Source organism: Vibrio tubiashii ATCC 19109, from assembly GCF_000772105.1.
Taxonomy (GTDB): domain Bacteria; phylum Pseudomonadota; class Gammaproteobacteria; order Enterobacterales; family Vibrionaceae; genus Vibrio; species Vibrio tubiashii.
Window position 1 is genome coordinate 2,051,836 of sequence record NZ_CP009354.1, and the last position, 25,751, is coordinate 2,077,586.

Sequence of the window (25,751 nt, forward strand, 5' to 3'; positions counted from 1 at the left end):
GTCTGTGCATTTGTCACACCAATGACACTCAATCAATCTCATATCGTGAACGTTATCACAAGTTAATATATTAACTTAATTGCAAACTAGCTGGAATAACGAGATAAAATGCTGCGCGAATTATCAATAACTAATATCAATTGTTTGCTAATATATGCAGTAAGACGTTACACTGTCAGTAGTAGCATAACCCTATAGTGTATATGAACCACTTATCCTTCTATTGGCTGCCAGAGAATGGCGAGCTATTACTCAAAGGTATTGAATCTGAGTTTTCAACCTTGATTGAACACTCAATCAAGTCACATACTATCTCTCTTCCTCCGATTTCTGACGTAGTACTAAAGATTCAACAACTTTGTACCCAAGACACCACTACGGTTTCTGATGTCGCCGATAGCTTACTCGAAGATCCTGGCCTTGCAGCCATCGTCATTCGCGTCGCCAACTCCGTCATTTTTAATCGTCGTAACATCACTTGTACCGATCTCGTCACTGCAGTATCTCGACTCGGCATTCTAAGAGTGCGAGACATAGTCACTGCCCAAGCAATAGAGCAGCTCAAACACTCTGTCAATTTGAGCCAATCGTGTAACCAAGTCTTGGTCCAAAGTGCAACCAATTCACGCGAGCTAGCTGCCACTATGGTGTTGGTCGTACGCGGCTTTAAAGAATCTGGCTCACCAAGTTACAGCCATTTGGAAACCGACAAAGCACTCCTGACAGGCCTACTCGCGGATATTGGCCTGTTCTGTATTGTCAATGAGTATCACAACTATTTAGAACAAGGTAATTACCTCAATGAAGAAATTGCCTTCCAAATTTTCGATCGTCAGTGCTCACACGCAAGTAAGTTGGTGTTAGAGAGCTGGGGATTTGATAACGACTTCCTCGCCGTCGCTTGTAACCAGGTGATTGACAAAACAGATGTGTCAGTAAGTTATCTTGACGTCGCGCGCATCGCCAATCATATCCTGATGTTCCGTCGCCAAGACGAGCAGATCACTGAACATACGGTTGAATTTGACATTACAGGCGCAGATATACTGTACAAACTCAGTAATTTAAGTGATATTGAGTTCAATACACAGATAGATGAACTTATAAGCGCGAGTGGTCTGTAAATCCACGCAGGAAATTCAGGCCCTAGACAGGATGTACCATGTTTTCAGGGATGTTATTTATCTTTGCCCCACTTGTTGTGGGGTATTTCATTTCTATATCCAAAAAAGCTCTACTCGACACGATAAACTCAACCACATCCAATCTCATTTACGTGATTTTGGCTTTGATGGGTTTGAGCTTAGCAGCACTGGATAATCTGGGTCAGAACCTACAGTTGATCCTCAAAACAACTGCTGTGTTTTTTATTTGCTTGAGTTTAGCCAACCTAGCCGTTTTGCCTTTCATTGATAAATGGCTACCAATCAAAACCGATGCCAGCAATACCAAATTGCCATTGTCTGAAATGGCGATGGAGTCAGCCAAGCTGATCCTCGTCGTGGGTGGCGGTCTCATTGTTGGGCTATTGGTGCCCTTTGATCTGAGCTGGGTCGATACCGCCAGTGAATGGATTTTGTTTCTGCTGCTGTTTTTTATTGGTATCCAACTACGCAACAGTGGTCTCACGCTGCGTCAGATTCTGCTCAATAAGCATGGTATGGTGATTGCCATTGTGATCATCGCGAGTTCATTAATCGGTGGCATTATCTCTGCGTTAATCTTAGATATCGATGTATTCCGTGGCTTGGCGATGGCTTCTGGCTTTGGTTGGTATTCATTAGCCGGAATCTTGATGGGTGACGCTTTCGGCCCTGTGTATGGCGGCGCCTCTTTTATGATCGAGCTACTGAGAGAGCTGGTTGCATTGGTACTTATCCCTCTCTTTATCCGTACTAAACCTTGTACGTCTATCGGCTATGCTGGCGCAACCGCGATGGACTTTACCCTACCTGTCATCCAAACCACGGGTGGGGTGCGATGTGTCCCTATTGCCATTGTTAGCGGTTTCATATTGAGCTTACTGGTTCCTGTTTTAATGTTGTTCTTTGTCTCTCTTGCAGGCTAGATCGCAGGAATTGTCATTCAAAAGCTCTATATTATGCGCTTACAAGCCCAATAAATTTAGCGAACGCTAAATTAGATAATTAGAAACTATAAGAATTAGCTTTAAAAGGAATCACTATGAAACGCACTATCGTCGCAATACTGCTAGCCGCAACCTCAACCTTTGCGGCCGCTGCTGACAATGCTTGCCTATCAAAAAAATACGACGCTTACATCGATGCCTCACTGCACTGGTACGAAGATTTGTCGACACTAACTTCAGAGCAATACCCAGAGCTTGAAGAAGTTAGCAAGTGGTTCCTAGAAGGACGCAAAAACCATTTCGAACTAAATCGTGCAGCAGTTCACTACTACCTAGAGCAAGACCCAGCAAAAGTTGCGACTAACCAGGCGGTAGAAGCTTGGCTACAGCTTGAACAGAAAGACATTAAAGTGCTTGCCTCACGCAGCGACGAGCTTGGTCAACTTGCAAAAGTCACTTTTGGTGATCGCCAAGCTAAGCCGCATGAGAAGAATTACGAACTTCGCTCTGCATTTGCAGATCTTCTCAGCCATCCGACTAAGATCGATGCAGCATTAAAACGCTATAACGCATCGATCAAAGAAGTTGAAGCGATTAACTGCAAGTAATCACAAGGCTTGTAGGGGCATTAACTTTTCGACCAACTTCTGCCCGGTAAAATCTAAGATTCGATAATTAAGACGGGACTTTGTTCCCGTTTTCGTTTAGATTGTCCCGCTGCAATAAAAATGATTAGAGCAATGTAGCTGTATGACATCGGAACATAAAACGGCTGACGTGAGTTTCGAGAGTTTACTCCGAATCTTCACCGTCCCAGAAGGACCAGACTCAACGCTAACCAAGATCGAAGAGAAGTTGTCGCGCAACTTGAATAAGTTTTTGCGCGAGCACATCGTGGCAGAAGAAAAACCGCTGCGCGATATCGAAAAAGACTTCTCACATGCGTCGATTCCAGAGCAACCTGAATTCGTATCAGATCATACGCAGCATCTGCTTGATACATTAGTCTCCCATTCCGTTCATACCTCTGCGCCAAGCTTTATTGGTCATATGACTTCGGCACTGCCTTACTTCTTAATGCCGTTGTCGAAAATCATGATCGCGCTAAACCAAAACTTGGTAAAAATAGAGACCTCAAAAGCTTTCACACCTCTTGAACGTCAAGTTTTAGGCATGCTTCATCGCTTAATCTACGGCGAAAGCGACGCCTTTTACAGCCAATGGATGCACAGTGCTAACCACTCGTTAGGCGCATTCTGCTCCGGCGGAACCATCGCCAACATCACCGCGCTTTGGGTTGCTCGAAATAATGCACTAAAAGCCACCGGCGAGTTCAAAGGTGTAGAAAAAGAAGGCTTGTTCAAGGCGATGAAACATTACGGCTATGAAGGATTAGCCGTATTGGTTTCAGAGCGTGGTCACTATTCGCTAAAGAAAGCGGCCGATGTGCTAGGCATTGGTCAAGAAGGCTTAGTGGCAGTCAAAACAGACAATAACAACCGAATTTGCCCGCAATCTTTACAACAGCGTATCACTGAGCTTAAAGCACAAAACATCAAACCATTTGCTGTGATTGGTGTAGCGGGAACGACGGAAACAGGCAGCATCGACCCACTTAAAGAAATCGCTCAGATTTGCCAAAAGGAAGATTGTCACTTCCACGTTGATGCGGCATGGGGTGGTGCGACTTTAATGTCAAACAACTATCGCCACCTACTCGATGGTGTTGAGCTGGCAGACTCTGTCACTATCGATGCGCACAAACAGCTCTACATCCCAATGGGCGCAGGCATGGTGCTGTTCAAACAACCTGACGCGATGAAGTCGATTGAGCATCATGCTCAATATATTCTGCGTAAAGGCTCAAAAGATCTAGGGAGCCATACTCTTGAAGGATCTCGTTCAGGAATGGCTATGCTGGTGTACGCGGCAATGCATATCATTAGTCGCCCGGGCTACGAACTACTCATCGATCAAAGTATCGAGAAGGCGAAGTTCTTCGCTAACCACGTTGAGCAACAACCTGATTTTGAACTGGTTTCCGAACCAGAGCTTTGCCTACTGACTTATCGTTATCTACCTAAAAATATTCGTATCGCACTCGAACGCTCAACAGGCAAGCAGACGCAAGAACTCAACGAATTGCTTAACGAGCTAACTAAGTTTATCCAGAAGCGCCAGCGCGAAACGGGCAAATCTTTTGTCTCGCGTACCCGCTTAAATCCGGAAAAGTGGGATCGTTTGAATACGATTGTCTTCCGCGTGGTGTTGGCTAACCCATTGACTGGCTGCGATATTCTAAGTGCCGTGCTTGAAGAGCAAAGAGAAATTGCTAAGCAAGCCCCCAAGCTAATGGCAAGAATTGAGAACTTAGCAGAGCGTATCCTTGCTGCTTAATCTGAAACTGAAATTTTATTTCTAGAAAAGTGTAATTTCTCTATCAAGACAAGGCTCAAAGATGAAATTTCGCGCCACGGAATTCGTAATTCTGTAGTTTAGACAAAATTTTGTTTGAGGCTTGTCATATAATAGCCAATTGCCTTGTAGAAAAGTTGCCGTAAACCTTTTGCTTAGGTTTATACTGGTTCCATGGCGCTGGATTGCACTTACCTTTTTGGGTAACACTTTGTTCCCCATCACTAATATTCGGGTATATCCAGTGAGTTGTTCTCTATACCCTCGTGAACACTATGAACACATTAGAAAAAATTCAAAAAAACCTAGAAAACTTTAGCAAGTCTGAGCGTAAAGTTGCCGAAGTCATCATGGCATCGCCACAAACTGCTATCCATTCTAGTATTGCTACACTGGCAAAAATGGCTGATGTAAGTGAGCCAACTGTTAACCGCTTCTGTCGTCGTTTGGATACCAAAGGTTTTCCAGACTTTAAACTTCATCTTGCTCAAAGCTTGGCTAACGGTACTCCTTACGTTAACCGAAATGTTGAAGAAGATGATGGCCCTGATGCGTACACGCATAAGATTTTCGAATCTACGATGGCATGTTTGGATGTCGCTAAGAACAGCCTAGATCCAATGCAGGTTAATCGTGCCGTCGATTTGCTCACTCAAGCTAAGCGCATCTCATTTTTTGGTTTAGGTGCTTCATCTGCTGTCGCGAAAGATGCGCAAAACAAGTTCATTCGCTTTAACATCCCAATTACTTGCTTTGAAGACATCGTCATGCAGCGTATGAGCTGTATTAACTGTACTGACAACGATGTGATTGTACTGATTTCTCACACTGGTCGAACTAAGAGCCAAGTCGAGATTGCCAATCTAGCACGTGAGAACGGTGCAACAGTTATCGCGATCACCGCTAAAGATTCACCGCTAGATAAAGCGAGCTCGTTGTCTATCTCACTCGACGTGCCAGAAGATACTGACGTTTATATGCCGATGGCGAGCCGTGTTGTTCAAATGACGGTGATTGACGTTCTAGCAACAGGTTTCACTCTACGCCGAGGGACAGGATTTAGAGAGAACCTGAAGCGTGTTAAAGACGTCTTGAAAGATTCTCGTTACGACAAGCTTTCCCAATTCTAATAAAACGGAGCACTTAGTGCTCCGTTTTTACTTCTTCAACTTGTGAATCAAGCATGCTCAACTGTCTTGATAACTGCCCTGATCTTTTTTGTCACCCAGTGAAACCACTCTCGCATTTGATTCTGCCTTACGACTTTCAGCGGTATTGCAGCTATCTTGACACTGACAAACTTGGCGTAAGATATAGGTTAAGCGTTCTTTGGTCAGTGGCAGTGGATTGCCTTTTATGGCAACTGATTTAAGCGCGTCATCAGCAACTTCTTCAAAAGAAGTCGTACATATGCCGAAACTATCAAGTTTGGGCAATGCCAGTTTCTCTAACATCATATTGACCCACAAGATAGCATCATCACGACAAGCGTTAACCCTTCCAGTTAAGATTTGCGCTACTTTTGAATATCGATGTAGCACGTCCCCTCTTCCTGCCCGTTTTGCTGCTTTGATGTTTTCAGTCATCACAAATGGAGCGAGTCGGCCTGTAATCACACTATGCGGAGCATCAAGCTTACCACCCAAAGCTGAGGCTAGCCCGTGGGCAGCTCCAAGTTTAGCGTTCGTAATAGCCATGCCACCAAGCATGGCGGCAAAAGAAATATCAGCTCTCGCCTTATAGTCATCTTGTAAACAAGCGGGAAGTATCGACTGACTTAGCCTGCGTAATCCCTCTTCACAAATCATGTCGGTTAACGGGTTGGGATCGCCGCACACATACGCTTCCATTAAATGGGTGAACGCATCCATAGCTCCGCGTCCAGACGTTAACTTATCGGTTCCATAAGTTAATGTGGGATCAATGATCGCCACATCGGCAAGCATATCAGGACTGCGCAGACTGACTTTGACTTGGTCTTGTCCCGAACGCAGCACAGCATTGCGAGTAACTTCAGAACCCGTGCTTGCAGTGGTTGGAATAGCAATAAATGGAATTGGCTTAGACTTAAGCGGTACGTTGCGCCCCACTACTTCAACATAATCATAGACATCGCCTTGGTTAGGGATAACTGCAGCCAACGCTTTGCCCATATCGAGAACACTTCCTCCGCCCATCGCGATAACCATGTCAGGTTTAAATTTTCGCCCCACCAAAGCAGTCTCTTCGATCATGGTAATGTTAGGCTCACCACTTATCGCGACGTGTTGATAGCGCATATTTTGCTGTTTAATGTAATGGACGATTGGGGAAGCGCGGTCGGTATTTTTGCCAGTAACAAGAAGGACACTGTAACCATACTGGTTGATAACGGATAACGAGGATTGTAAAGCACCTTCACCGAAAATAATTCGAGTCGAGGTCATAAACTGGAACATACTCAACACACTCCCTGTGACAACCGAATATTAAGCTTGCACGGAATCAAACGAAATAAACATGACATAGTGCAACTTGTCGGCAAAAGCCTTTATTTTTGTAGGGCTTTCTCGACTTGCAGCACAAACTGATAGCATTATTGACAGTGTGAAAGGATACTTTTTGTTCAATAGGAATTACCTATCAGAACAAGAGGCAAATCACCCTTTATTTCCGCCAATGATTCGGGCATAGTTGCACTTAACAAAATACAGGAGAAAGAGAATATGTTCGTAGTTATCTTTGGTCGCCCAGCTTGTCCTTACTGTGTTCGTGCAAAAGAGCACGCTGAAACACTAAAAGCTAAACGCGATGATTTCAACTACCGCTACGTAGACATTCACGCAGAAGGAATTTCTAAAGCGGACCTAGAGAAAACTGTAGGTAAGCCTGTAGAAACTGTTCCTCAGATTTTCATCGATCAAGACCACATCGGTGGTTGTGATGACTTCGAAGCTTACGCAAAAGAGCATCTAGGTCTATTTGACGCGTAATCGCCCAAATTCTATAAGAGCCGCTTATCAATAGGCGGCTTTTTTGTGTCTGAATTTAAACCAATTTACTCATTTCATTGCCTAAGTCAGCTAATAGTAAATTATAAAAATTTTCACTTATCTTTTTGCAATATTCAGATACAATTCGCACACTTAACCTATTCCCCGGCACCAAGACAAGAATTGCCCGTGAACATTGACGTCGTACACTTGCTCGAACAAAACCCTATTCTTCTCATCTTCGTTGTATTAGCGATCGGCCTAGGCATCGGCAAAATTCGCTTTGGCAACTTGCAGTTAGGTAACTCCATCGGCGTGTTAATCACCTCGCTCGTGATGGGCCACCTGGGTTTTAGCTTTAATGCTGAAGCTTTGACTATCGGCTTTATGCTATTTATCTACTGTGTTGGTATCGAAGCAGGCCCAAACTTCTTCGGTATTTTTTTCCGCGATGGTAAACACTACTTCATCTTAAGCTTAGTCGTGCTCTCTACTGCCTTGTGTATTACCTACTATGCGAGTCACTATATGGGCCTCGATTTTGGTTTATCAGCCGGTATGATGGCCGGAGCGTTAACCTCAACGCCCGTACTGGTAGGCGCTCAAGATGCTCTCAATTCAGGACTTGCCACTACGCCACGTAATATGGACTTTAACCAAGTCATCGAAAACTTGTCGGTTGGTTATGCGATGGCCTATTTGATTGGCCTTATCAGTATGATTATGTTCGCCAAGCTTCTGCCAAAACTACAAAAGCAAAACCTATCAGACTCCGCGCAGCAAATCGCGCAAGAGCGAGGACTGGGTAGCTCAGGACAACGCAAAGTTTACTTACCTATCATTCGTGCCTACCGAGTCGGTCAGGAGCTGATCGATTGGATTGATGGCAAAAACTTACGCGAGCTTGGTATTTACCGTCAAACAGGGTGCTATATCGAGCGAATTCGACGCAATGGTATTCTAGCCCACCCAGACGGGGACGCGATTTTGCAACAAGGAGACGAAATCGCACTAGTTGGCTTCCCGGATAGCCACGCACGTCTGGATCCAAGCTTCCGCAACGGTAAAGAGGTTTTCGACCGTAACCTTCTTGACCTGCGTATTGTTGAAGAAGAGATCGTCGTAAAGAGCGACTCAATTGCGGGTAAACGTCTGTCAGATCTTAACCTATCTGAATATGGCTGTTTCTTGAACCGCGTTGTCCGCGCTCAAATCGAAATGCCAATGGATCTGGACATTGTTCTCGCTAAGGGGGACATCCTACAAGTCAGCGGCGAAAAGAGCCGTGTTCATGGTCTTGCTGAAAAAATTGGTTTCATTTCGATACATAGCCAAATGGCAGATTTGCTGGCGTTTTGTAGCTTCTTCATCCTAGGCATTATGTTTGGTTTGATCACCATGACATTCGGTCAAGTCTCCTTTGGACTGGGTAATGCGGTAGGCCTTTTACTTTCCGGCATTACACTGGGCTTTTTACGTGCCAACCACCCGACCTTTGGTTATGTGCCTCAGGGGGCGCTAAACATGGTCAAAGACCTTGGCTTAATGTTCTTTATGGTCGGGATCGGACTGAGTGCAGGTGGCAAAATGTTTGAGCACCTCTCTCAGGTGGGCTTACAGGTGATTGGCCTCTCTTTCGTGATCAGTGTGGTGCCCGTTGTTGTCGCCTACTTAGTCGGAGCCTATCTACTCAAGATGAACCGTGCACTGCTGTTTGGCGCAATTATTGGCGCACGCACCTGCGCACCAGCCATGGACATTGTTAACGACTACGCTAAGTCTACCATTCCTGCATTGGGTTATGCGGGTACTTATGCGATAGCCAATATCCTGATGACGCTTGCTGGTACCGTACTCATTATCTTGAGCTAACCTCTGAATCTCAGCGAATAAAAAAGGCTTCCGATTGGAAGCCTTTTCTGTGTTTGTCATATTGAACTCTGTTAGCTCAGCGGTCTGAGATAAGCTAAGAATCGTTTTTCTGCAAACTTGAAACAAGCAAGAATGATGAAAGTCAGTGCCATATAGAACAGGCCTGCGGTCAAAAACGACTCAAACGGCGCGTAGTAGCGTGAGTTTACTAGGCGAGCAGCACCTGTTAGGTCGACAATGGTAACGATACCCGCTACAGCACTACCGTGAAGCATAAAGATCACTTCGTTACTGTACGCTGGAAGTGCACGGCGCAATGCGCTTGGCAAAATAATGCGTCGATAAGTTTTAAATGTACTCATACCATAGGCTTTCGCTGCTTCCACTTCACCTTTAGGTAGACCGTTGATTGCACCGCGAATAATCTCAGCAGTATAAGCAGAAGTGTTAAGCACGAATGCTACTAGCGCACAGAACCAAGCGTTTTCCCAAAGAGTATCCTTCACTGGGAAGAACTGATCCATACCGTAATAAATCAGATATAACTGCACGAGCAACGGCGTACCACGGAAAAAGTAGATAAATGCCCAGCTCGGTCCGTTAAACAAATAGTTATGACTATTGCGCGCCACACCGAGTGGGATAGCGACAACTAATCCAATAATAAGCGCTAGCCCAACTAGCCATGTGGTGGTCCACAAGCCATCTAGATAAATCGGGAAGCTTTCTAAAATCAGTGAAAAGTCCATTCTTTACCTCGCATGAATACTGAATTTGCGCTCTACCATTTTCAGGAACCCTGTCGAGACACTGGTAAAGAATAAGAAAATAATTGCTACTGCCATGTAGAAGGTAAATGGCATCTTGGTCGAGCCAGCGGCAAGCGAGCTCATACGCACCATATCTTCAAGGCCAATAATTGAAACAAGCGCTGTTGTTTTGAGCAGAACTAGCCAGTTGTTACCAAAGCCTGGCAACGCGTGACGGATCATCTGCGGTAGCAGGATGCGACGAAACGCAAGCACTGGGCTCATGCCGTAGGCTTTAGCGGCTTCCAATTCACCTTTATCGACGGCCATTATTGCACCACGGAAGGTCTCCGCCATGTATGCACCAAAGATAAAACCAATGGTAAGCACACCTGCGACAAATGGGCTGACGTCAATGTAGTCAGGTAAATATGAGGTCCATTCATGGTTTGGATCGCTCGAAGCAAACCATTCATTTAATGCTTCGTTGATGGAGTACAAACTGTTGTTAAGAAGAATTTGTCCACCAAAGAAAATCAACATCATGAGGACTAAGTCGGGGATACCACGAATCACTGTGGTATAAAGCGTCGCGATTGCTCTAGCCCAGCGATATGGGGCCATTTTAGCTAATGCACCTAGCATGCCTAAAATCATCGCTAACAATAGCGATAACAGCGCGACTTCGATGGTCACTACGGCCCCTTTTAATATCGAGGCTTCATATCCTTGTAGATCCAGCATAGGTAAGTTCCTGATCCCTAAACTTTATAAAATTCGACCGTTGGCTACTACTCCTAGGAACAAGAACCAACGGTCGCTTAGCAACGATTACTGACCGTAAACGTCGTAGTTGAAGTACTTAGCAGCGATGTCCTGGTAAACACCTTTCTCACGTAGAGATAGAATAGCTGCGTCTAACTTCTTAGTTAGGTCTTTGTCTTGCTTACGTACAGCGATACCGAAGCCGTCACCGAACCACTTAGGATCAGTTAGCGATGGACCAACGAATTCGTATGCTTCACCACCTGCTTTGTTCAGTACGCCTTCTTCAAGCGCTGACGCATCACCCAATACTGCAGCAACACGGCCGTTAGCAAGATCTAGGTAAGCTTCATCAAAAGAGCCGTAACGAACGATTTCTACTTTGTCACCGTAGTTATCAGTTAGGTACTTGTCGTGAGTTGTTGCTCGTTGTACCGCAATTTTTTGGCCAGCTAGGTTGTCAAAGTCTAAGCCTGCGCCTTTCTTAGCGATAAATTTGTTCGGGATAAGCGCGTATTTGCCAGTGAAATCAACTTTCTTCTTACGTTCTTCAGTAATTGACATTGCAGCAATGATCGCATCGTATTTACGTGCAAGTAGTGAAGGAATGATGCCATCCCAATCCTGAGCAACGATCTTACATTTCACCTGCATTTCAGTACAAAGCGCGTTCGCCATGTCTACATCAAAGCCTTTTAGAGAACCATCAGCCTCTGTCCAGCTAAACGGAGGGTAAGCACCTTCAATACCGAAGCGAACTGTTTTCCATTCTTTCGCTTGCGCTACGCCAGATACCGCAGTCGCTGCCAGTGTTGCTGCTAATAACCACTTTTTCATTTCCATACTCCTGTGATTGTGATTCTTATTTTTAACTTAGTTGTTGGTTGTGTTTGCCGCTAAGCGGCGATTAATAAATTGATGAGATAAACTGCTGCAGACGCTCTGAGTCCGGATTAGTAAAGAGTTTAGCTGGATCACCCTGCTCTTCCACTAAACCTTGGTGTAAGAACATCACATGATTCGATACGTCACGAGCAAAGGCCATTTCGTGAGTCACCACTAACATGGTTCGACCTTCTTCAGCCAAGTCACGCATAACGCCAAGCACTTCACCAACGAGCTCTGGGTCAAGCGCTGATGTAGGTTCATCAAACAACATGACTTCAGGGTCTACCGCTAACGCACGGGCGATAGCAGCGCGTTGCTGCTGACCACCTGATAAGTGACCTGGGTAATAATCTTTGCGCTCGTACAGACCCACTTTCTTTAATAGGATTTCTGCGTTTTCAATCGCTTGAGCTTTAGGTACACCCAATACATGTACAGGTGCCTCGATGACATTTTCGAGCACTGTCATGTGTGACCAGAGGTTGAATCCTTGGAAAACCATAGCAAGACGCGAACGGATGCGTTGAACTTGCTTTTCATTGGCAGGAACCGCCTCACCTTGGCGATTGTTTTTCATTTGAATTAACTCACCGTTAACCCAAATCTCGCCTTCGGTTGGTGTTTCAAGAAGGTTTATACATCTAAGAAAGGTACTTTTACCGGAACCTGATGAACCGATAATAGAAATGACGTCCCCTTTATGAGCTTCTAACGAGATGCCCTTTAAAACTTCATTTTGTCCGAATGTTTTGTGCAGTTCTTTTATGTCCAGCGCTGGTACATCTTTCATGCGCTTTTACTCCCTGTATTTATTATGACCAATTGCATTGTCTAAACGCTCTTGGCTGACTGCTGGGTTCCACCCACATTGCGATACAAACTAGCACTACCCCGCCCAACTTGCAACAAATTATTAACCTACAAATCAGCAATATCTAGCCACTTTATATGACTAATAATGCATTCAACAGTCAAAAAAGCTCCAAAATTCGCATAAAACACTTCCTCAACCAAACAATAAACCAAATCTATTAATTAACAATTTTATAAAAACAAGATCTATCTCAACAAACCATCTCAAGTTTGATATTGGTCGCGATTTAACTCCTTGTTATGCGCTAATAAAACTCACATTATGAAACTAAATTTCAATCAAAACTTATCTTGTCTTGCCGACTCGTCGATGTTGTGTAGTTTTCTTTCACAACCTTTCATAAAGTGATCTAAATCAATCACTCTTAAGGGTTAGCACGTTAAACTCGCGTCAAAGATAAAAGCCTCAATAGTCGTACTTTTTGTCTTTAAATCCTCTATGCTATAGCACATCAAGTGCACGCCACATGAGGTAGACCGGGAATCAAAGGCAGGAAGCTATGCCGGGTTTTTACTGAGTGACCGACACAGAATAATAATCGGGTCACTCTTTGAAGAATCATTAACTTTTTAGAATATGAGGAATCTATGTCAGACGCAGTCAATAAACCGCACTCTGATTCGGATATCGAAAATAAGAGCTATCAAGAGCTGCATCGTCCAGCTTCTGAGTTTGAAAGCCGTTCAGACTATCTAGACCACGAACTACAAATCATGAAGCCACGTCGCTTTGGTTTGAACCTTCCTGGTCGCGACTTCCGTTTCGAGCTTGAAGACCTAGTTCCAGCACTTGCAGGTACTATCGGTATTATCGCGATGTACTCTGCGGTAATGATGTCTTGGGCTGAGGGGCTTACGGCCGCTTGGGACCATATTAACCTAGGTAAAGAATTTGCGATTGAAGTCGCGCGTGTAGAGATGCTTATCCCTGCGCTGCTATTCTGTGTTCTTGCCTCTGGTTTCATTAACCCGAAAGCAAACCTTGCCGGTAACCACGGCCCAATGATCCCTCTTATCGGCACGATCGCTCTAGCCGGTGCTCACCCTCTTGCATTGGCAATCCTAATCGGTATCTTCGGTCTGCTACTTAGCTTCCTTAAAGGCGGTTCTAAGCTAGTTAACTTGACCTCACAAGGAACCGCGGGCGGCTTGCTTATTTTCCTTGGTTTAACCGGTACCATGAGCCAAATTAACTCCATCCAGTCTTGGGCAGTCGGTCTGCAGTCAGACACTGTTGTCGCTGGCAGCATGGGTTATGTTGGCCTTATCGTTCTAGCCGTCACTATTGCACTTTACGCCTACCTAGCGAAAGTGAACAAGCGTTGGCTAGCCATCCCAGTGTGTGCCTTTACTGGTCTCGTGATTGCTCTCGTTCTTGGTGCAGGGTTCGACATCAAATTCGTGACTGAAACAGGTCTACCAAACCTAAACCCTGTTTACTGGTGGGGCAGCACTGAAGAAGGTTGGATGCTAGGTCTACCAAACGTAGAACACTTTATTGCATCTCTTCCATTTGCGATTCTTGCCGTAGCAATGTGGTCTCCTGACTTCTTAGGTCACCGTATCTTCCAAGAGCTGAACTACCCTAAAAAGACTGAAAAAGTACTCATGGACGTTGATGACACAATGACGATGTGTTCAATCCGTCAAATGGTTGGTACAGCAGTCGGTGGTGGTAACATCACGTCATCTTGGGGTACATACATGATCCCAGCAGCGATCGCGAAACGTCCTATCCCAGCGGGTGCTATCCTTCTTGGTCTATTGGTTATGATCATCGCTATCCTAGGTTTCCCGATGGATATCGCAGTATGGCCGCCAGTAATGCGCGTCGCCCTGCTAGTTGGTGTATCGCTTCCTCTACTTGAAGCTGGTATGCAGATGGTGAAAGACTCAAAAGATTCACAAGCAGCAGGTATCTGTATCTTCGGCTCTGCAGTTGTGAACCCAGTTCTTGCTTGGGCACTGACTATGCTACTGGATAACAACGGTCTGATTGGTGATAAAGAGCGTGCATCACGCCTATCATTTGTCGATAAAATCGTGATTCCAGTTGGCGTACTTGTTATCTGTCTAGTGGCAATGCTAGCGGTAGGCATGCTTGAAGGCCAATACGGCATCCCTGCATTCCTATAACCAACACCAAGTTGAGAGTCGACAACGGCTCTCAACTTTTTTTTAATATCTGTATCAATACTAAAAAAAACTTTAGATAAAGGGCGATTTATTGATTTAGTTTAAGGTTTGCAAAATTTTTTTAGTTTATCCTTGAAACCAAGTTAATAGATCACCATATAAAAAGTAGTGACAATATTTATAGTTTTATGTCCTTTCAGTGATCGATTTTAAAGACTATACATATTGTTATTCATAAGAGTGTACCGCCCCATGATTGGGAGTCTGACTCGCTCAACGGATCAGATAGGTACGTGTTTTTTCTACTAAAAAGGTAGGTATGTCATGGCAGAGCAATTTGCTAAAGCTTGGGAAGGTTTTGCTGAAGGTGATTGGCAAAACACAGTTAACGTTCGCGACTTCATTCAGAAGAACTACACTCCGTACGAAGGCGACGAATCTTTCCTAGTTTCTGAAGGTACTGAAGCGACTAATACGCTTTGGGCTAAAGTAATGGAAGGCATCAAGCAGGAGAACTCTACTCACGCACCTGTTGATTTCGATACTTCTGTTATCTCTACCATCACTTCTCATGATGCTGGTTACATCAACAAAGACCTTGAAACTATCGTTGGTCTTCAGACTGAAGCGCCTCTAAAACGTGCAATCATGCCTAACGGCGGTGTACGTATGATCGAAGGTTCTTGTAAAGCTTACGGCCGTACACTAGATCCGCAAGTATCTAAAATCTACTCTGAGTACCGCAAAACGCACAACCAAGGCGTTTTCGATGTGTACTCTCCTGATATCCTAAAATGTCGTAAGTCTGGTGTTCTAACTGGTCTTCCAGATGCATACGGTCGCGGACGTATCATCGGTGACTACCGTCGTGTTGCACTGTACGGTGTAGACTTCCTAATGAAGGACAAAGTTGCTCAGTTCCACTCTACTCAAGAGAAACTAGAAGCTGGCGACGATCTACAGATGACTATGCAGCTGCGTGAAGAGCTTCAAGAGCAGCACCGCGCACTTGGTCAACTAAAAGAAATGGCTGCGTCTTACGGCTTCGACATTTCTGGTCCTGCGACTACAGCTCAAGAAGCTATCCAGTGGACTTACTTCGGTTACCTAGCGGCCGTTAAATCTCAAAACGGCGCAGCAATGTCTCTAGGTCGTACTTCGACTTTCCTTGACGTTTACGTTGAGCGTGACATCGCAGCTGGCATCATCACTGAAGAACAAGCTCAGGAAATGATCGACCACTTCGTAATGAAACTACGTATGGTTCGCTTCCTACGTACTCCTGAGTACGATGAGCTATTCTCTGGCGACCCAATCTGGGCAACAGAATCTATGGGTGGTATGGGTGTTGACGGTCGTACACTAGTAACACGTACTAACTTCCGTTTCCTAAACACGCTTTACACTATGGGTCCTTCTCCAGAGCCAAACATCACTGTTCTTTGGTCTGAGCAACTACCTGACGGCTTCAAGAAGTTCTGTGCGAAAGTATCTATCGATACGTCTTCTATCCAGTACGAAAACGACGACCTAATGCGTCCAGATTTCGACAACGATGACTACGCTATCGCTTGTTGTGTATCGCCAATGGTTATCGGTAAGCACATGCAGTTCTTCGGCGCTCGTGCGAACCTAGCTAAAACTCTACTTTACGTTATCAACGGCGGTGTAGATGAGAAGCTTAAGATCCAAGTTGGTCCTAAGACTGAAGCAATGACTGACGAAGTTCTAGACTTCGACAAAGTTTGGGCTGGTCTAGACAACTTCATGGATTGGCTAGCGAAGCAATACGTGACTGCGCTAAACGCAATCCACTACTCTCACGACAAGTACAGCTACGAAGCAGCGCTTATGGCTCTACACGACCGTGACGTACGTCGTACAATGGCTTGTGGTATCGCTGGTCTATCTGTTGCTGCTGACTCTCTGTCTGCAATCAAGTACGGTACAGTTAAGCCAATCCGTGACGAAGACGGCATCGCGATCGACTTCGACATCTCTGGCGACTACCCGAAATTTGGTAACAACGACGCACGTGTTGATGACATGGCTTGTGAACTTGTGACTATCTTCATGAACAAGATCCGTAAGCTTAAGACTTACCGTGATGCAGTACCTACACAGTCTATCCTGACTATCACTTCAAACGTGGTATACGGTAAGAAGACAGGTACTACGCCAGACGGTCGTAAAGCAGGTGCTCCATTCGCTCCAGGTGCAAACCCAATGCACGGTCGCGATGAGAAAGGTGCGGTAGCATCTCTAACATCTGTAGGTAAACTACCGTTTGCTGACGCGAAAGATGGTATCTCTTACACCTTCTCTATCGTGCCAAATGCACTAGGTAAAGAAGAGAACTCTCAGCGTGCTAACCTTGCTGGTCTTATGGATGGTTACTTCCACCACGAGCAAGGCATTGAAGGTGGTCAACACCTAAACGTGAACGTTCTTAACCGTGAAACTCTAGAAGACGCAGTTAAGCACCCTGAGAACTACCCTCAGCTAACAATCCGTGTATCTGGTTACGCTGTACGCTTTAACTCTCTAACAGTTGAGCAGCAAAAAGACGTAATCGCACGTACATTCACTGAGTCTCTATAATCTCAGATTAACGAATGATTGAAAAAGCCCCGCTTGATGCGGGGCTTTATTTTTTCTATCAATCATTTACTACGTATTCAGAGATACGGTGCACATTTCACTTCACTGGTATACTTATTGCTAACGTTTAATTCAATTAATCCTGTACTATCAGAACTCTAATTGAGCTAAGCAACAAGCCTATGAAGTTAAATCGAACTCTAATTCTGCCTCTACTGCTGGTCTCTACGACGGGCCTAGCTTCAGAAAAATCGACCGTTTCTTTCTCTCTCGACAACGATGGCATTTTCGGTGTCGACCAAGACTACACCAACGGCCTGTTTCTCAGCTATACCACTGGCGCGATTACACCCTACCCAATTTTCGAGCCTCTCAGCCTCTCATTTTGGGGTGGAGCTTCATTGGACAAATTTGAGTTTGTACTTGGCCATAAGATGTATACACCGTCAGACATTGAGTCGACGACACCTATGGTAAATGACAGGCCTTACGCAGGTTTTCTTCATACCGAATTCAACTACATCAGCTTACACCCACAGCAAGCACAACGCTTTAATCTGACTCTGGGTGTTACCGGTGATAAAGCGCTATCAGAAGATGCGCAAAAATTAGTGCATTCCATCACCAAATCCGACGAGCCCAATGGCTGGGCATTTCAGGTCGACGATAGCTTTGCTGGCAGTGTGGGTTACCTTACTCACTTCAACTTATGGCGTCAGCGCTCTATTGCTAACACTGACTGGGAGATCTCTAACGTCTCAGAAATCAACGCGGGTAACTTCCGAAGCGATGTTTCCACTGGCTTTATGTTCCGCTGGGGTTCAGATTTAGGTGGAAATATGGGCGCGGCCAATATCGATAACGAAAATCCGTTTCGAGCCGGCATGCTTGGAGGCTCTCAAGGCGGATGGTTTGTCTTTACAGGTATTGAAGCTCGCTATCGCTTCAACGATATTACCGTTGAAGGAGATCGTTCTGGCGTGAGAGATTACGCAATTCAAAAAGGTGACGATCCAAGCATCTACGACGTAACGTTAGAACACAATCAAGCAACCGCAGTGGCAGGTTTTGCTTGGTACAACCAAAGCTTCGGCGCAACCTTAACCGCTACCGCGAAAACGCCAGACTACAAAGAAGCAAAAGAAAGCATGTATGGCACAGGTGGCATTGCCTTATACGCTTTCTTCTAAAGCCTTAAATTGTGAACTTCTGGCAGTCTTGATTCAAGCTGCCAGACCTTTCTTCAACCACTCCGCTGACACTTCGTAGTTGTTCATTGTTCTGCTCTAACTCTTTCATAGCCGAAGAAATTTGCGTCATATTATCTGCCATGGACTGACTGGTCGTCGCAAGCTCTTTGATTGAAGAAAAAATGACTTCGGTTTGGTGCGATGCTTCATCTGCTTTTTCAGTAATCAGCTTAAGCGCATCCATTGCCTCTTGACCACGAGCCCGCCCTGTTGCCATTGAAGATTCAGATTGACCAATATATTGAATCACTTCAGCACTTTCTTTCTTCATGGTGTCTATAGTGCCGGAAATTTCCGTTACTGCATCGACGGTACGAACGGCTAGGCTGCGAACCTCATCTGCCACCACGGCAAAGCCTCGCCCTTGCTCCCCTGCCCTTGCCGCCTCAATAGCCGCATTCAACGCGAGTAAGTTAGTTTGTTCAGCGATACCATTGATAATCTCCATTACAGAGTCGACCTTCGAAGACGCTTCTTCAAGCAATTGAATGTGTCCTGCAGCAGACGTTAATATCGTCCCGACTTCTTCAAGGGAACCAATCGCAGCGCCAATAACTTTGGCTCCCTCTTCAGCCGCGTCCGTTGAAGAACGCGATATTTCAGAAACAAACTCCAACGAATTGGATACCTCTTGAGTCGTGACACTCACTTCTTCCGTGGCTGATGCCAAGAGCTGAGTCTGCCCTAATACCTCTGATTGATGATGAGCCAACATATCTAGGCCTTGGTTTAATTCAGCGGCATTACCCGATAACGCTTGACTACTGTCTTGGACGCCACGAACTAGCCCACCCAGATTTTCACAGCTTTCGTTAATGCTGCTGGCCAATTGATTAAATTCATCATTAGGGTTTTTGGTCAACGCCATTCGTTGAGATAAGTCACCACTCGATACCCCGTGCAACACCTGTCGAGTTCTCGCTAGCGATTTAGCCAAAGATGTGCTTTGCATAACAAAAATAGCGACAGTAAAGACAGCTAACAATACACAAGCCACCAGCACTGACCACAAGGTTTGCTCTGAAGTGTTTTCGGCTGATGATTGGTACTGCTGAGAAATCGAACCGAGCTCATCAGTAATAGAGGCGATTAATTGTGTCAGCTGTGCTTTAGAAGTCAGCAATTGCTGCTCAACGCTACCTAACTGCTGCGATAATTCACTGACCCTGACAAAGGTAGATTTATATTGTTCGATTTCCTTTTCATATAGCTCCAACATCGCATAAACATTCGACATACTTTCAAAGCTGCCCATAGCGCGATTAAACAATTTCAAATTCTCTTCATTCGGTTGGAGCAAATAATTTTGTTGAGACTTCACCATTGCCTGAAAATCGGAGTTAAGCGTCACCATTCCAGTCTCTTCGATTTTCTTTTCAATCGTATCTGCCAATTGTTTTAGTTCACCAAGTTTTCCTTCATCAATGGTGAAACCAAGTTCTTGTTTCAAATTTAGCCATGGGTTAGCCGCAGACTCAAAATCATTCACATTTCGGGTAAGTTTGTCTGCTTGCTGGGTCAGTTCAAGCTTGGAGAGAAATTCAGCATCTTTATTAACAGCAGCGACTATTGCCGAGATCTCTTGTGTTGCCGTTGAAACTTGGGATCCACTTAAATTATCCAAGTTACTGCTCAGCGTAAGAATCTTACTCTGCGTTTGGTAGATAGACATTGACCCCGTAGATATATCACTACTCAAATGATACTGGTCGCTCATTTGGGTCAATCTTGATGAAGTAAATCCTGCTAAAGCGACAAAGCCTAATGCTAATACAACCAAAAATAGCATCACCTTTTGCTTTTGCGAAAGTGCAAGCATATCCATAAATAATCCCTTAACATCAGTGGTATGCGTTAATACTTGCCTAGCCAACAATTATCTTTTTATTATTAATATTCTTATATTTGCAACAATTTTATAACATACATTTTAGTCCAAGTACGCTTTTTTTTCTTATTTCGCAAAATGTTGTTTCTCGGAATCTCTAACCCTATTTAAACCCCACTTTTTGTAATAAAATAACAGGCAAATTACTAAATACGAGATGAGCACATGTCAACAACTGGTCGTATTCATTCTTTCGAGTCCTGTGGGACAGTAGACGGACCTGGTATTCGTTTTATTGTCTTTTTGCAAGGTTGCTTAATGCGTTGTATGTACTGTCATAATCGCGACACATGGGATACTCACGGTGGTAAGGAAGTGACCGTTGAAGAAATCATTAATGAAGCAAAATCTTATCGTCACTTTATGAATGCTTCAGGTGGTGGTGTGACGTGTTCCGGTGGTGAAGCCATGCTTCAGCCTGAGTTTGTCCGCGACTTTTTCCGCGCAGCCCATGCTGAAGGTATTCACACTTGCCTTGATACCAATGGCTATATTCGTAAACACACTGACGTCATTGACGAAGTGCTTGAAGCGACAGACTTAGTCATGCTTGATCTTAAGCATATGAAAGATGAGATCCACCATGACTTTATCGGCGTCTCGAACAAAAGAACATTAGACTTTGCTCGTTACCTGCATAAGATTGGGCAAAAAACGTGGATTCGCTATGTCGTCGTTCCTGGTTATACGGATGATGAAGAAGCAGCACATATGCTAGGTGACTTCATTAAAGACATGGACAACATTGAAAAGATTGAGCTGCTCCCTTATCACAAGCTTGGTGCTCATAAGTGGGAAGCTCTAGGTATCGAGTATCCACTAGAAGGGACTAACCCACCTTCCAAAGAAACCATGGACAATATCGTATCAATTCTTGAGCAGTATCACTCAAACGTTAAATACTGATACCACTTAACGTCTAATTCGTAAAAAATACCAACCCACTCGGTTGGTATTTTTTTGAGGTTTAAATGGAGTTGAACGAACTACTAGCGCTCTTCATTGCGCTAATTGCCCTGCTCTTTGTATGGCGTGATGTCAAAGAAGTATTCCTACCGAAATTAGTCAATGAACGTACGTTTCAGCACATTACCTTTGCAATCACATTTGCGTTGTTCGTACTCTGGTCAGCAGATGCTGGGGTGAAAGAAGGGTTATCAATCCACTTTCTCGGCATAACGGCACTGACTTTGATGTACGTTTGGCAAAGTGCGTTTGCCCTCTCTACTGTCGTTGCTTTGCTCATGGCTCTGTTTGGTGAATTTACCTTCTATGCAGTTCCAGAGTACCTGCTCTTCTCCTGCTTAATCCCTATCCTTATCAGCTACAGCGTATTCCTCGCCAGTTATCGCTATCTGCCAAGGAACATATTCGTGTTTATTTTCGTTGCGGGGTTTCTCAATGGCGGCCTAACTGGGACTTTTCACTTAGTCATCAACTCAGCTTATTTTCTGATCGTTAGCGATTACGACTGGCAAACGATTTTTGACAATTACCTAGTGTTTACTCCTCTACTTGCTTTCCCTGAAGGGCTCCTTAATGGGATGACAGCAGCGGTATTAACTGTGTTTAAGCCAGAATTACTACGAGTATTTTCCGATCGCGACTACATCTACAATCACTATCACAAATAGTAACGAAATTTGTTGTCCAATCTTTGTGCTTTTCATATTAAATATGTGTTGAGATCATGTTTCAGCCCGCAAAGAACAGATAACCTAAGCACATTAAAAATGTATTAGATTATTTTAGTGAGGCCACCATGGAAATGACTAACGCTCAACGTTTGATCCTTTCGAATCAGTATTACCTAATGTCGCAACTTGACCAAGAAAATGCGGCAAAGTACCAACGCCTACAAACCATTGTAGAGCGTGGCTATGAACTGCAAATGCGTGAGCTCAACAAAGACTTTGGTTGTTTAGTCGAAGCAGAATGCCGAGAAATCATCGACATCATGGAAATGTACCATGCGATGCAAGAGTCAAACAAAATGCTCTCTGAACAAGAACAAGGTGAGGTTGACCAGCGCCGACTAACCTTCCTAGGATTTGATATTGCTTCTGAAGCGCAACTTGTTAACTACGTACGCTTCTTAGTTGATTCTGAAGGTCTATACCCTCAATTCAGTAAGGGCGAACACCACTTCAACGCGCAAATGCCAATGCTAGAAAAATATCGCCGTATGCTAAACACATGGCGTAACTGCCCTCGCCAGTACCACTTGTGTGCTAACGAGTTAAAGCAGATTTTTAACGCGTAATAACGATGTGAATACACAAAAAAAAGGGACCAAGCGGTCCCTTTTTCTTTGCGTCTGTCTTTATGACAACTTAAATGTAGCAACTTTCGCACTTAACTCATCAGCCTGGCTCTTAACTTGGTAAGACTCCTCTGAACTTTGATTGACGCCAACCACCAATTGATCAGCCACATCTTTTATTGACGTAATGTTTTGAGTGATTTCACTGGTCACATGCGTTTGCTCTTCAGCCGCAGTGGCGATTTGAGTTGCCATATCGCTGATTAATGTCACCGCTTGATTTATCTCGCCAAGCGCATTCGCAGCTCGGTCAGCATCTTGTACTGACAACCCTGCCAAACCAGCACTGCTATGCATGATTGAGACTGCTCTGCCAGTTGTTTCTTGCAGCACAGTAATCGTGTTTTTAATCTCTTCTGTCGAAGAATGAGTTCGTTGCGAAAGGACGCGAACTTCGTCCGCTACCACAGCAAAACCTCTTCCTTGCTCACCCGCACGTGCCGCTTCAATCGCAGCATTTAGTGCAAGTAAGTTGGTTTGTTCAGCGATACCTTGAATGGTGGCGAGTACGGTCGAGATCTCTTGACCGTGACGTTCTAGCTCACCAACAATATCACTGGCACTTTGTAGTTCGTTAGCAAGTTTGTTGATTGAACCCTTCGTGTTTTCAACCAACTCATGACCATTTTCCGTACTCGCTGTAGATTCTTGAGCAGCTTGCGCCGTTTGCTCCGCGTGAGACGCAATCTCTTGCGTCGCACTCGCTAATTCAGTAACTGCGGTCGCAACCATAGTAATCTCTTGTTGCTGGTGATGGATTTCATCCACCGCACTCTGAGCTCTACGAGCACTGGACTCTGACTGGTGTGTAAGCTGCGAAGACTGTTCCCTTATATGTCCTATCAGTTGCTGCAAGCTGCCAACAAAAGTATTGAAGTTATGGGCTAATTTGCCTACTTCATCGTGGGACTCGACTTTAATACGCTGAGTTAAGTCACCGCTGCCATTCGCAATCTGCTCTAACGCGTTAGATACATTGTTCAACGGACGGAAAAGCATGTTACAAAGAAGGTTAAACAGAATAGTACAGATAACCACAACAATACCGGTGACAAGTAACTGTCCCCAGACCGCACTAAACAACGGTGAAACTAATGAGTCATAGTCAACAACAATAACAGTGGTTAATCCGCTGTTATCAATAGACTTCGCATAGATAACAGACTCTTTTCCTAGCACATCTACATAGATATCGTGGCCAGAATTTACCGCCTCCTTAATTGAGCTCTCATTTAAACCCAGTTCCAGCAGTGACTTGTTAAGTAACTTCGTATCTTGGTGGGCAAAGACATTTCCTTTGTCGTTAGCAATGAACATGTAGCCTTCACCAGGAAGAATAACTTTCTCCATCCCACTTAAGATATCGGTAATCTCAACGTCCGCACCAAGCACTACTTGCTGCCCATGCAATTCTAGAGCCTTACCCAATGAAACAACGTTTGCGCCTGTTGCTGCGGCAACGGTCGGGTTGTCCATAAAGACTTTGCTAGGTTGTTTGACTGCATTTTTATACCAACCCCACTCTCTCGGGTCATCGTTACCCGGAGGCAAAACTACACCATTGGCATTATCTTGCCCACCATCTGGGTAAGCGAGAAAAATATTGTCGAAGTTTCCTGAGTTTTTAACTTGCTTGAGGTGAGTAACAATATCTTCCTTCTTAGATTCTTGAGATAGCGAAGTGAGTGCTCTCTCTTTTGACAAAATCCAATCGGAAACATACTGATTATATGAGGAGGCCGTACTCTCTAAGCGTTGTTCCACTTCAACATTTAATCTTTCTAGTGAAGCTCGGAATGAAAGTCCCTCAACCAAAAGTCCCCCGATGACTATGGCAACACTCGCCGAAATTGCGAGCTTATTTTTGAGTGATAGTTTTTTTAGCATGCTTTATTCGCTTTTGTTTTATTTATGTATTGAACTTCTATGAGTCGCAACCATTATATTTTGAGGATAGAAATAAATAATGATCCAGCTCGAAAGTTAACAAATTTCTATCGATAGCGATAACAGCACTCCAAAGCATGCTTTGACGACTTCGCTAGCTGATTCGATTTACTACGAAGAGTTTAAAACACATAGGCAACACCAAGGTTTGCTGAAGTCGTAACGCCACTTTCTATTAACGGGCTGTCTTCAATTCCACCTTCAATATTGGTGTATCGCACTCCTCCAGTAACGCGTATTTTAGGTGTGATATGCATATAACCAGAAGCGCCAATGAAAAACTGCCCGTCCCAGTCTGCATCGAATTCGTCGAAGTTAGAGCGCGCCGCTTCTTCAGAGCTCACTCCGTATAAATGATTGTTCAATCGCTCGCTGTTGTATGCAAAGCCCATTGAAGGTGTGATGCCCCAGCCGTTTCTTCGAATCGGTAACCGCCAAACGGCCTCTGCATAAATGCCGCTATGACGATGTAAGATGTCACTGCCTGCCGTCGCTTCAAACAAACCAACTAAAGTGATTACTTGGTAGGTTACCCCACCCAGCACAGTCGCTTGTCGTTCATCCATCAATCTAATATCAGGGTTAGTTGAATCCCCAGGTTTTAACGTACGAGGATCATATGCAGCCCTAAAGATAATGTTTTGCGGTGAACCAAGTGGGTATAAGCGATATCCGGCAGTAAAGCCACGTAAGAATAGATGCTCACCTTCATAGCCAACAAGGGGAATAATGGTTTCATTCGATGGCGTGTCTTTATAGACAGCCGGCGAGTATGAAGCAGCGGCACCAATTGACCACTGGGAAATTTTTGCCATAGCCTGTGGGGCAACCAATAAGATCGCAGCGGGAAGTAACCTTTGCCAGAGTGATTTCAAAACAACACCTAATACATAACTTGAGTGAATAACGGCGCAATTATATGGAACGCCATACATTTACGCAACAACTCATATTCACAGCAATAATTACACCAACCTTAACAA

General features: G+C 44.5%; 20 protein-coding genes and 1 pseudogene. 13 read left to right on the plus strand and 8 right to left on the minus strand.

What is annotated here, in order from left to right:
- Window positions 1-203: 203 nt before the first annotated feature.
- From IX91_RS09295 to IX91_RS09315, 5 genes are all read left to right on the plus strand, one after another.
- Window positions 204-1,124: an HDOD domain-containing protein gene (locus IX91_RS09295; protein ID WP_004749040.1), complete on the plus strand. Its 921-nt coding sequence runs from the start codon at window positions 204-206 to the stop codon at window positions 1,122-1,124.
- Window positions 1,125-1,162: 38 nt separating this feature from the next.
- Window positions 1,163-2,068, plus strand: coding sequence for a lysine exporter LysO family protein (locus tag IX91_RS09300; RefSeq protein WP_004749041.1), 906 nt, complete (start codon window positions 1,163-1,165; stop codon window positions 2,066-2,068).
- 116 nt (window positions 2,069-2,184) lie between these two features.
- Window positions 2,185-2,697, plus strand: a complete 513-nt coding sequence (locus IX91_RS09305; RefSeq protein WP_004749042.1) for a hypothetical protein — start codon at window positions 2,185-2,187, stop codon at window positions 2,695-2,697.
- Between the two features lie 142 nt (window positions 2,698-2,839).
- Window positions 2,840-4,486, plus strand: coding sequence for a pyridoxal-dependent aspartate 1-decarboxylase PanP (gene panP / locus IX91_RS09310; protein WP_004749304.1), 1,647 nt, complete (start codon window positions 2,840-2,842; stop codon window positions 4,484-4,486).
- 293 nt (window positions 4,487-4,779) lie between these two features.
- Window positions 4,780-5,634, plus strand: a complete 855-nt coding sequence (locus IX91_RS09315) for a MurR/RpiR family transcriptional regulator (protein ID WP_004749005.1) — start codon at window positions 4,780-4,782, stop codon at window positions 5,632-5,634.
- Between the two features lie 155 nt (window positions 5,635-5,789).
- Here IX91_RS09315 and IX91_RS09320 read toward each other — a convergent pair.
- Window positions 5,790-6,942, minus strand: a pseudogene (locus IX91_RS09320) (iron-containing alcohol dehydrogenase); the annotation flags it as partial.
- 267 nt (window positions 6,943-7,209) lie between these two features.
- On the opposite strand from IX91_RS09320, the gene IX91_RS09325 reads away from it, so the two are divergent.
- Together IX91_RS09325 and IX91_RS09330 are read left to right on the plus strand one after the other, a co-directional pair.
- Window positions 7,210-7,476 (plus strand): GrxA family glutaredoxin, encoded by a 267-nt coding sequence (locus IX91_RS09325; protein ID WP_004749003.1) that lies wholly within the window; start codon window positions 7,210-7,212, stop codon window positions 7,474-7,476.
- 189 nt (window positions 7,477-7,665) lie between these two features.
- The gene (locus IX91_RS09330) at window positions 7,666-9,348 is read left to right on the plus strand and encodes an aspartate:alanine antiporter (RefSeq protein ID WP_004749305.1); all 1,683 of its coding nucleotides are present in this window, start codon (window positions 7,666-7,668) and stop codon (window positions 9,346-9,348) included.
- A 71-nt stretch (window positions 9,349-9,419) separates the two neighbouring features.
- On the opposite strand, the gene IX91_RS09335 is transcribed toward IX91_RS09330, so the two are convergent.
- The 4 genes from IX91_RS09335 to IX91_RS09350 form a co-directional block, all read right to left on the minus strand.
- Window positions 9,420-10,097 carry an ABC transporter permease gene (locus IX91_RS09335; protein WP_004749002.1) on the minus strand — a complete coding sequence of 226 codons (678 nt, stop codon included), beginning with the start codon at window positions 10,095-10,097 and terminating at the stop codon, window positions 9,420-9,422.
- A 3-nt stretch (window positions 10,098-10,100) separates the two neighbouring features.
- Entirely contained in the window at window positions 10,101-10,841 is a 741-nt protein-coding gene (locus IX91_RS09340) for an ABC transporter permease (RefSeq protein WP_004749001.1), read from the minus strand.
- 87 nt (window positions 10,842-10,928) lie between these two features.
- The gene (locus IX91_RS09345) at window positions 10,929-11,699 is read right to left on the minus strand and encodes an ABC transporter substrate-binding protein (RefSeq protein ID WP_004749307.1); all 771 of its coding nucleotides are present in this window, start codon (window positions 11,697-11,699) and stop codon (window positions 10,929-10,931) included.
- 70 nt (window positions 11,700-11,769) lie between these two features.
- Window positions 11,770-12,540 carry an ABC transporter ATP-binding protein gene (locus tag IX91_RS09350; RefSeq protein WP_004748999.1) on the minus strand — a complete coding sequence of 257 codons (771 nt, stop codon included), beginning with the start codon at window positions 12,538-12,540 and terminating at the stop codon, window positions 11,770-11,772.
- A gap of 671 nt (window positions 12,541-13,211) precedes the next feature.
- Here IX91_RS09350 and IX91_RS09355 point away from each other — a divergent pair.
- From IX91_RS09355 to IX91_RS09365, 3 genes are all read left to right on the plus strand, one after another.
- Complete coding sequence (locus tag IX91_RS09355; protein ID WP_004748998.1) at window positions 13,212-14,759, plus strand: DUF3360 family protein; 1,548 nt, start codon at window positions 13,212-13,214, stop codon at window positions 14,757-14,759.
- A gap of 324 nt (window positions 14,760-15,083) precedes the next feature.
- Window positions 15,084-17,360, plus strand: coding sequence for a formate C-acetyltransferase (gene pflB, locus IX91_RS09360; protein WP_004748997.1), 2,277 nt, complete (start codon window positions 15,084-15,086; stop codon window positions 17,358-17,360).
- Between the two features lie 182 nt (window positions 17,361-17,542).
- On the plus strand, window positions 17,543-18,550 hold the full coding sequence (locus IX91_RS09365; RefSeq protein WP_004748996.1) for a lipid A deacylase LpxR family protein: 1,008 nt from the start codon (window positions 17,543-17,545) through the stop codon (window positions 18,548-18,550).
- A 4-nt stretch (window positions 18,551-18,554) separates the two neighbouring features.
- Here the strand turns inward: IX91_RS09365 and IX91_RS09370 are convergent, their stop codons facing one another.
- Window positions 18,555-20,435 (minus strand): methyl-accepting chemotaxis protein, encoded by a 1,881-nt coding sequence (locus IX91_RS09370; protein ID WP_004749310.1) that lies wholly within the window; start codon window positions 20,433-20,435, stop codon window positions 18,555-18,557.
- Between the two features lie 228 nt (window positions 20,436-20,663).
- On the opposite strand from IX91_RS09370, the gene pflA reads away from it, so the two are divergent.
- From pflA to IX91_RS09385, 3 genes are all read left to right on the plus strand, one after another.
- A complete protein-coding gene (pflA, locus tag IX91_RS09375) occupies window positions 20,664-21,404 on the plus strand; it encodes a pyruvate formate lyase 1-activating protein (protein WP_004743858.1) in 741 nt (246 codons plus the stop codon).
- 65 nt (window positions 21,405-21,469) lie between these two features.
- Window positions 21,470-22,132, plus strand: coding sequence for an energy-coupling factor ABC transporter permease (locus IX91_RS09380; protein ID WP_004743859.1), 663 nt, complete (start codon window positions 21,470-21,472; stop codon window positions 22,130-22,132).
- 128 nt (window positions 22,133-22,260) lie between these two features.
- On the plus strand, window positions 22,261-22,761 hold the full coding sequence (locus IX91_RS09385) for a YfbU family protein (RefSeq protein ID WP_004743860.1): 501 nt from the start codon (window positions 22,261-22,263) through the stop codon (window positions 22,759-22,761).
- Window positions 22,762-22,821: 60 nt separating this feature from the next.
- Here the strand turns inward: IX91_RS09385 and IX91_RS09390 are convergent, their stop codons facing one another.
- Complete coding sequence (locus tag IX91_RS09390; RefSeq protein WP_004749311.1) at window positions 22,822-24,708, minus strand: methyl-accepting chemotaxis protein; 1,887 nt, start codon at window positions 24,706-24,708, stop codon at window positions 22,822-22,824.
- A gap of 182 nt (window positions 24,709-24,890) precedes the next feature.
- Window positions 24,891-25,583, minus strand: a complete 693-nt coding sequence (locus IX91_RS09395; RefSeq protein WP_408068353.1) for a MipA/OmpV family protein — start codon at window positions 25,581-25,583, stop codon at window positions 24,891-24,893.
- Between the last annotated feature and the right edge of the window lie 168 nt (window positions 25,584-25,751).

Coding starts and splice junctions, on each gene's coding strand:
- IX91_RS09295 (WP_004749040.1), top strand. CDS start 204: ATGAACCACTTATCCTTCTATTGGCTGCCAGAGAATGGCGAGCTATTA.
- IX91_RS09300 (WP_004749041.1), top strand. CDS start 1,163: ATGTTTTCAGGGATGTTATTTATCTTTGCCCCACTTGTTGTGGGGTAT.
- IX91_RS09305 (WP_004749042.1), top strand. CDS start 2,185: ATGAAACGCACTATCGTCGCAATACTGCTAGCCGCAACCTCAACCTTT.
- panP (WP_004749304.1), top strand. CDS start 2,840: ATGACATCGGAACATAAAACGGCTGACGTGAGTTTCGAGAGTTTACTC.
- IX91_RS09315 (WP_004749005.1), top strand. CDS start 4,780: ATGAACACATTAGAAAAAATTCAAAAAAACCTAGAAAACTTTAGCAAG.
- IX91_RS09325 (WP_004749003.1), top strand. CDS start 7,210: ATGTTCGTAGTTATCTTTGGTCGCCCAGCTTGTCCTTACTGTGTTCGT.
- IX91_RS09335 (WP_004749002.1), bottom strand. CDS start 10,097: ATGGACTTTTCACTGATTTTAGAAAGCTTCCCGATTTATCTAGATGGC.
- IX91_RS09340 (WP_004749001.1), bottom strand. CDS start 10,841: ATGCTGGATCTACAAGGATATGAAGCCTCGATATTAAAAGGGGCCGTA.
- IX91_RS09345 (WP_004749307.1), bottom strand. CDS start 11,699: ATGAAAAAGTGGTTATTAGCAGCAACACTGGCAGCGACTGCGGTATCT.
- IX91_RS09350 (WP_004748999.1), bottom strand. CDS start 12,540: ATGAAAGATGTACCAGCGCTGGACATAAAAGAACTGCACAAAACATTC.
- IX91_RS09355 (WP_004748998.1), top strand. CDS start 13,212: ATGTCAGACGCAGTCAATAAACCGCACTCTGATTCGGATATCGAAAAT.
- pflB (WP_004748997.1), top strand. CDS start 15,084: ATGGCAGAGCAATTTGCTAAAGCTTGGGAAGGTTTTGCTGAAGGTGAT.
- IX91_RS09365 (WP_004748996.1), top strand. CDS start 17,543: ATGAAGTTAAATCGAACTCTAATTCTGCCTCTACTGCTGGTCTCTACG.
- IX91_RS09370 (WP_004749310.1), bottom strand. CDS start 20,435: ATGGATATGCTTGCACTTTCGCAAAAGCAAAAGGTGATGCTATTTTTG.
- pflA (WP_004743858.1), top strand. CDS start 20,664: ATGTCAACAACTGGTCGTATTCATTCTTTCGAGTCCTGTGGGACAGTA.
- IX91_RS09380 (WP_004743859.1), top strand. CDS start 21,470: ATGGAGTTGAACGAACTACTAGCGCTCTTCATTGCGCTAATTGCCCTG.
- IX91_RS09385 (WP_004743860.1), top strand. CDS start 22,261: ATGGAAATGACTAACGCTCAACGTTTGATCCTTTCGAATCAGTATTAC.
- IX91_RS09390 (WP_004749311.1), bottom strand. CDS start 24,708: ATGCTAAAAAAACTATCACTCAAAAATAAGCTCGCAATTTCGGCGAGT.
- IX91_RS09395 (WP_408068353.1), bottom strand. CDS start 25,583: ATGGCAAAAATTTCCCAGTGGTCAATTGGTGCCGCTGCTTCATACTCG.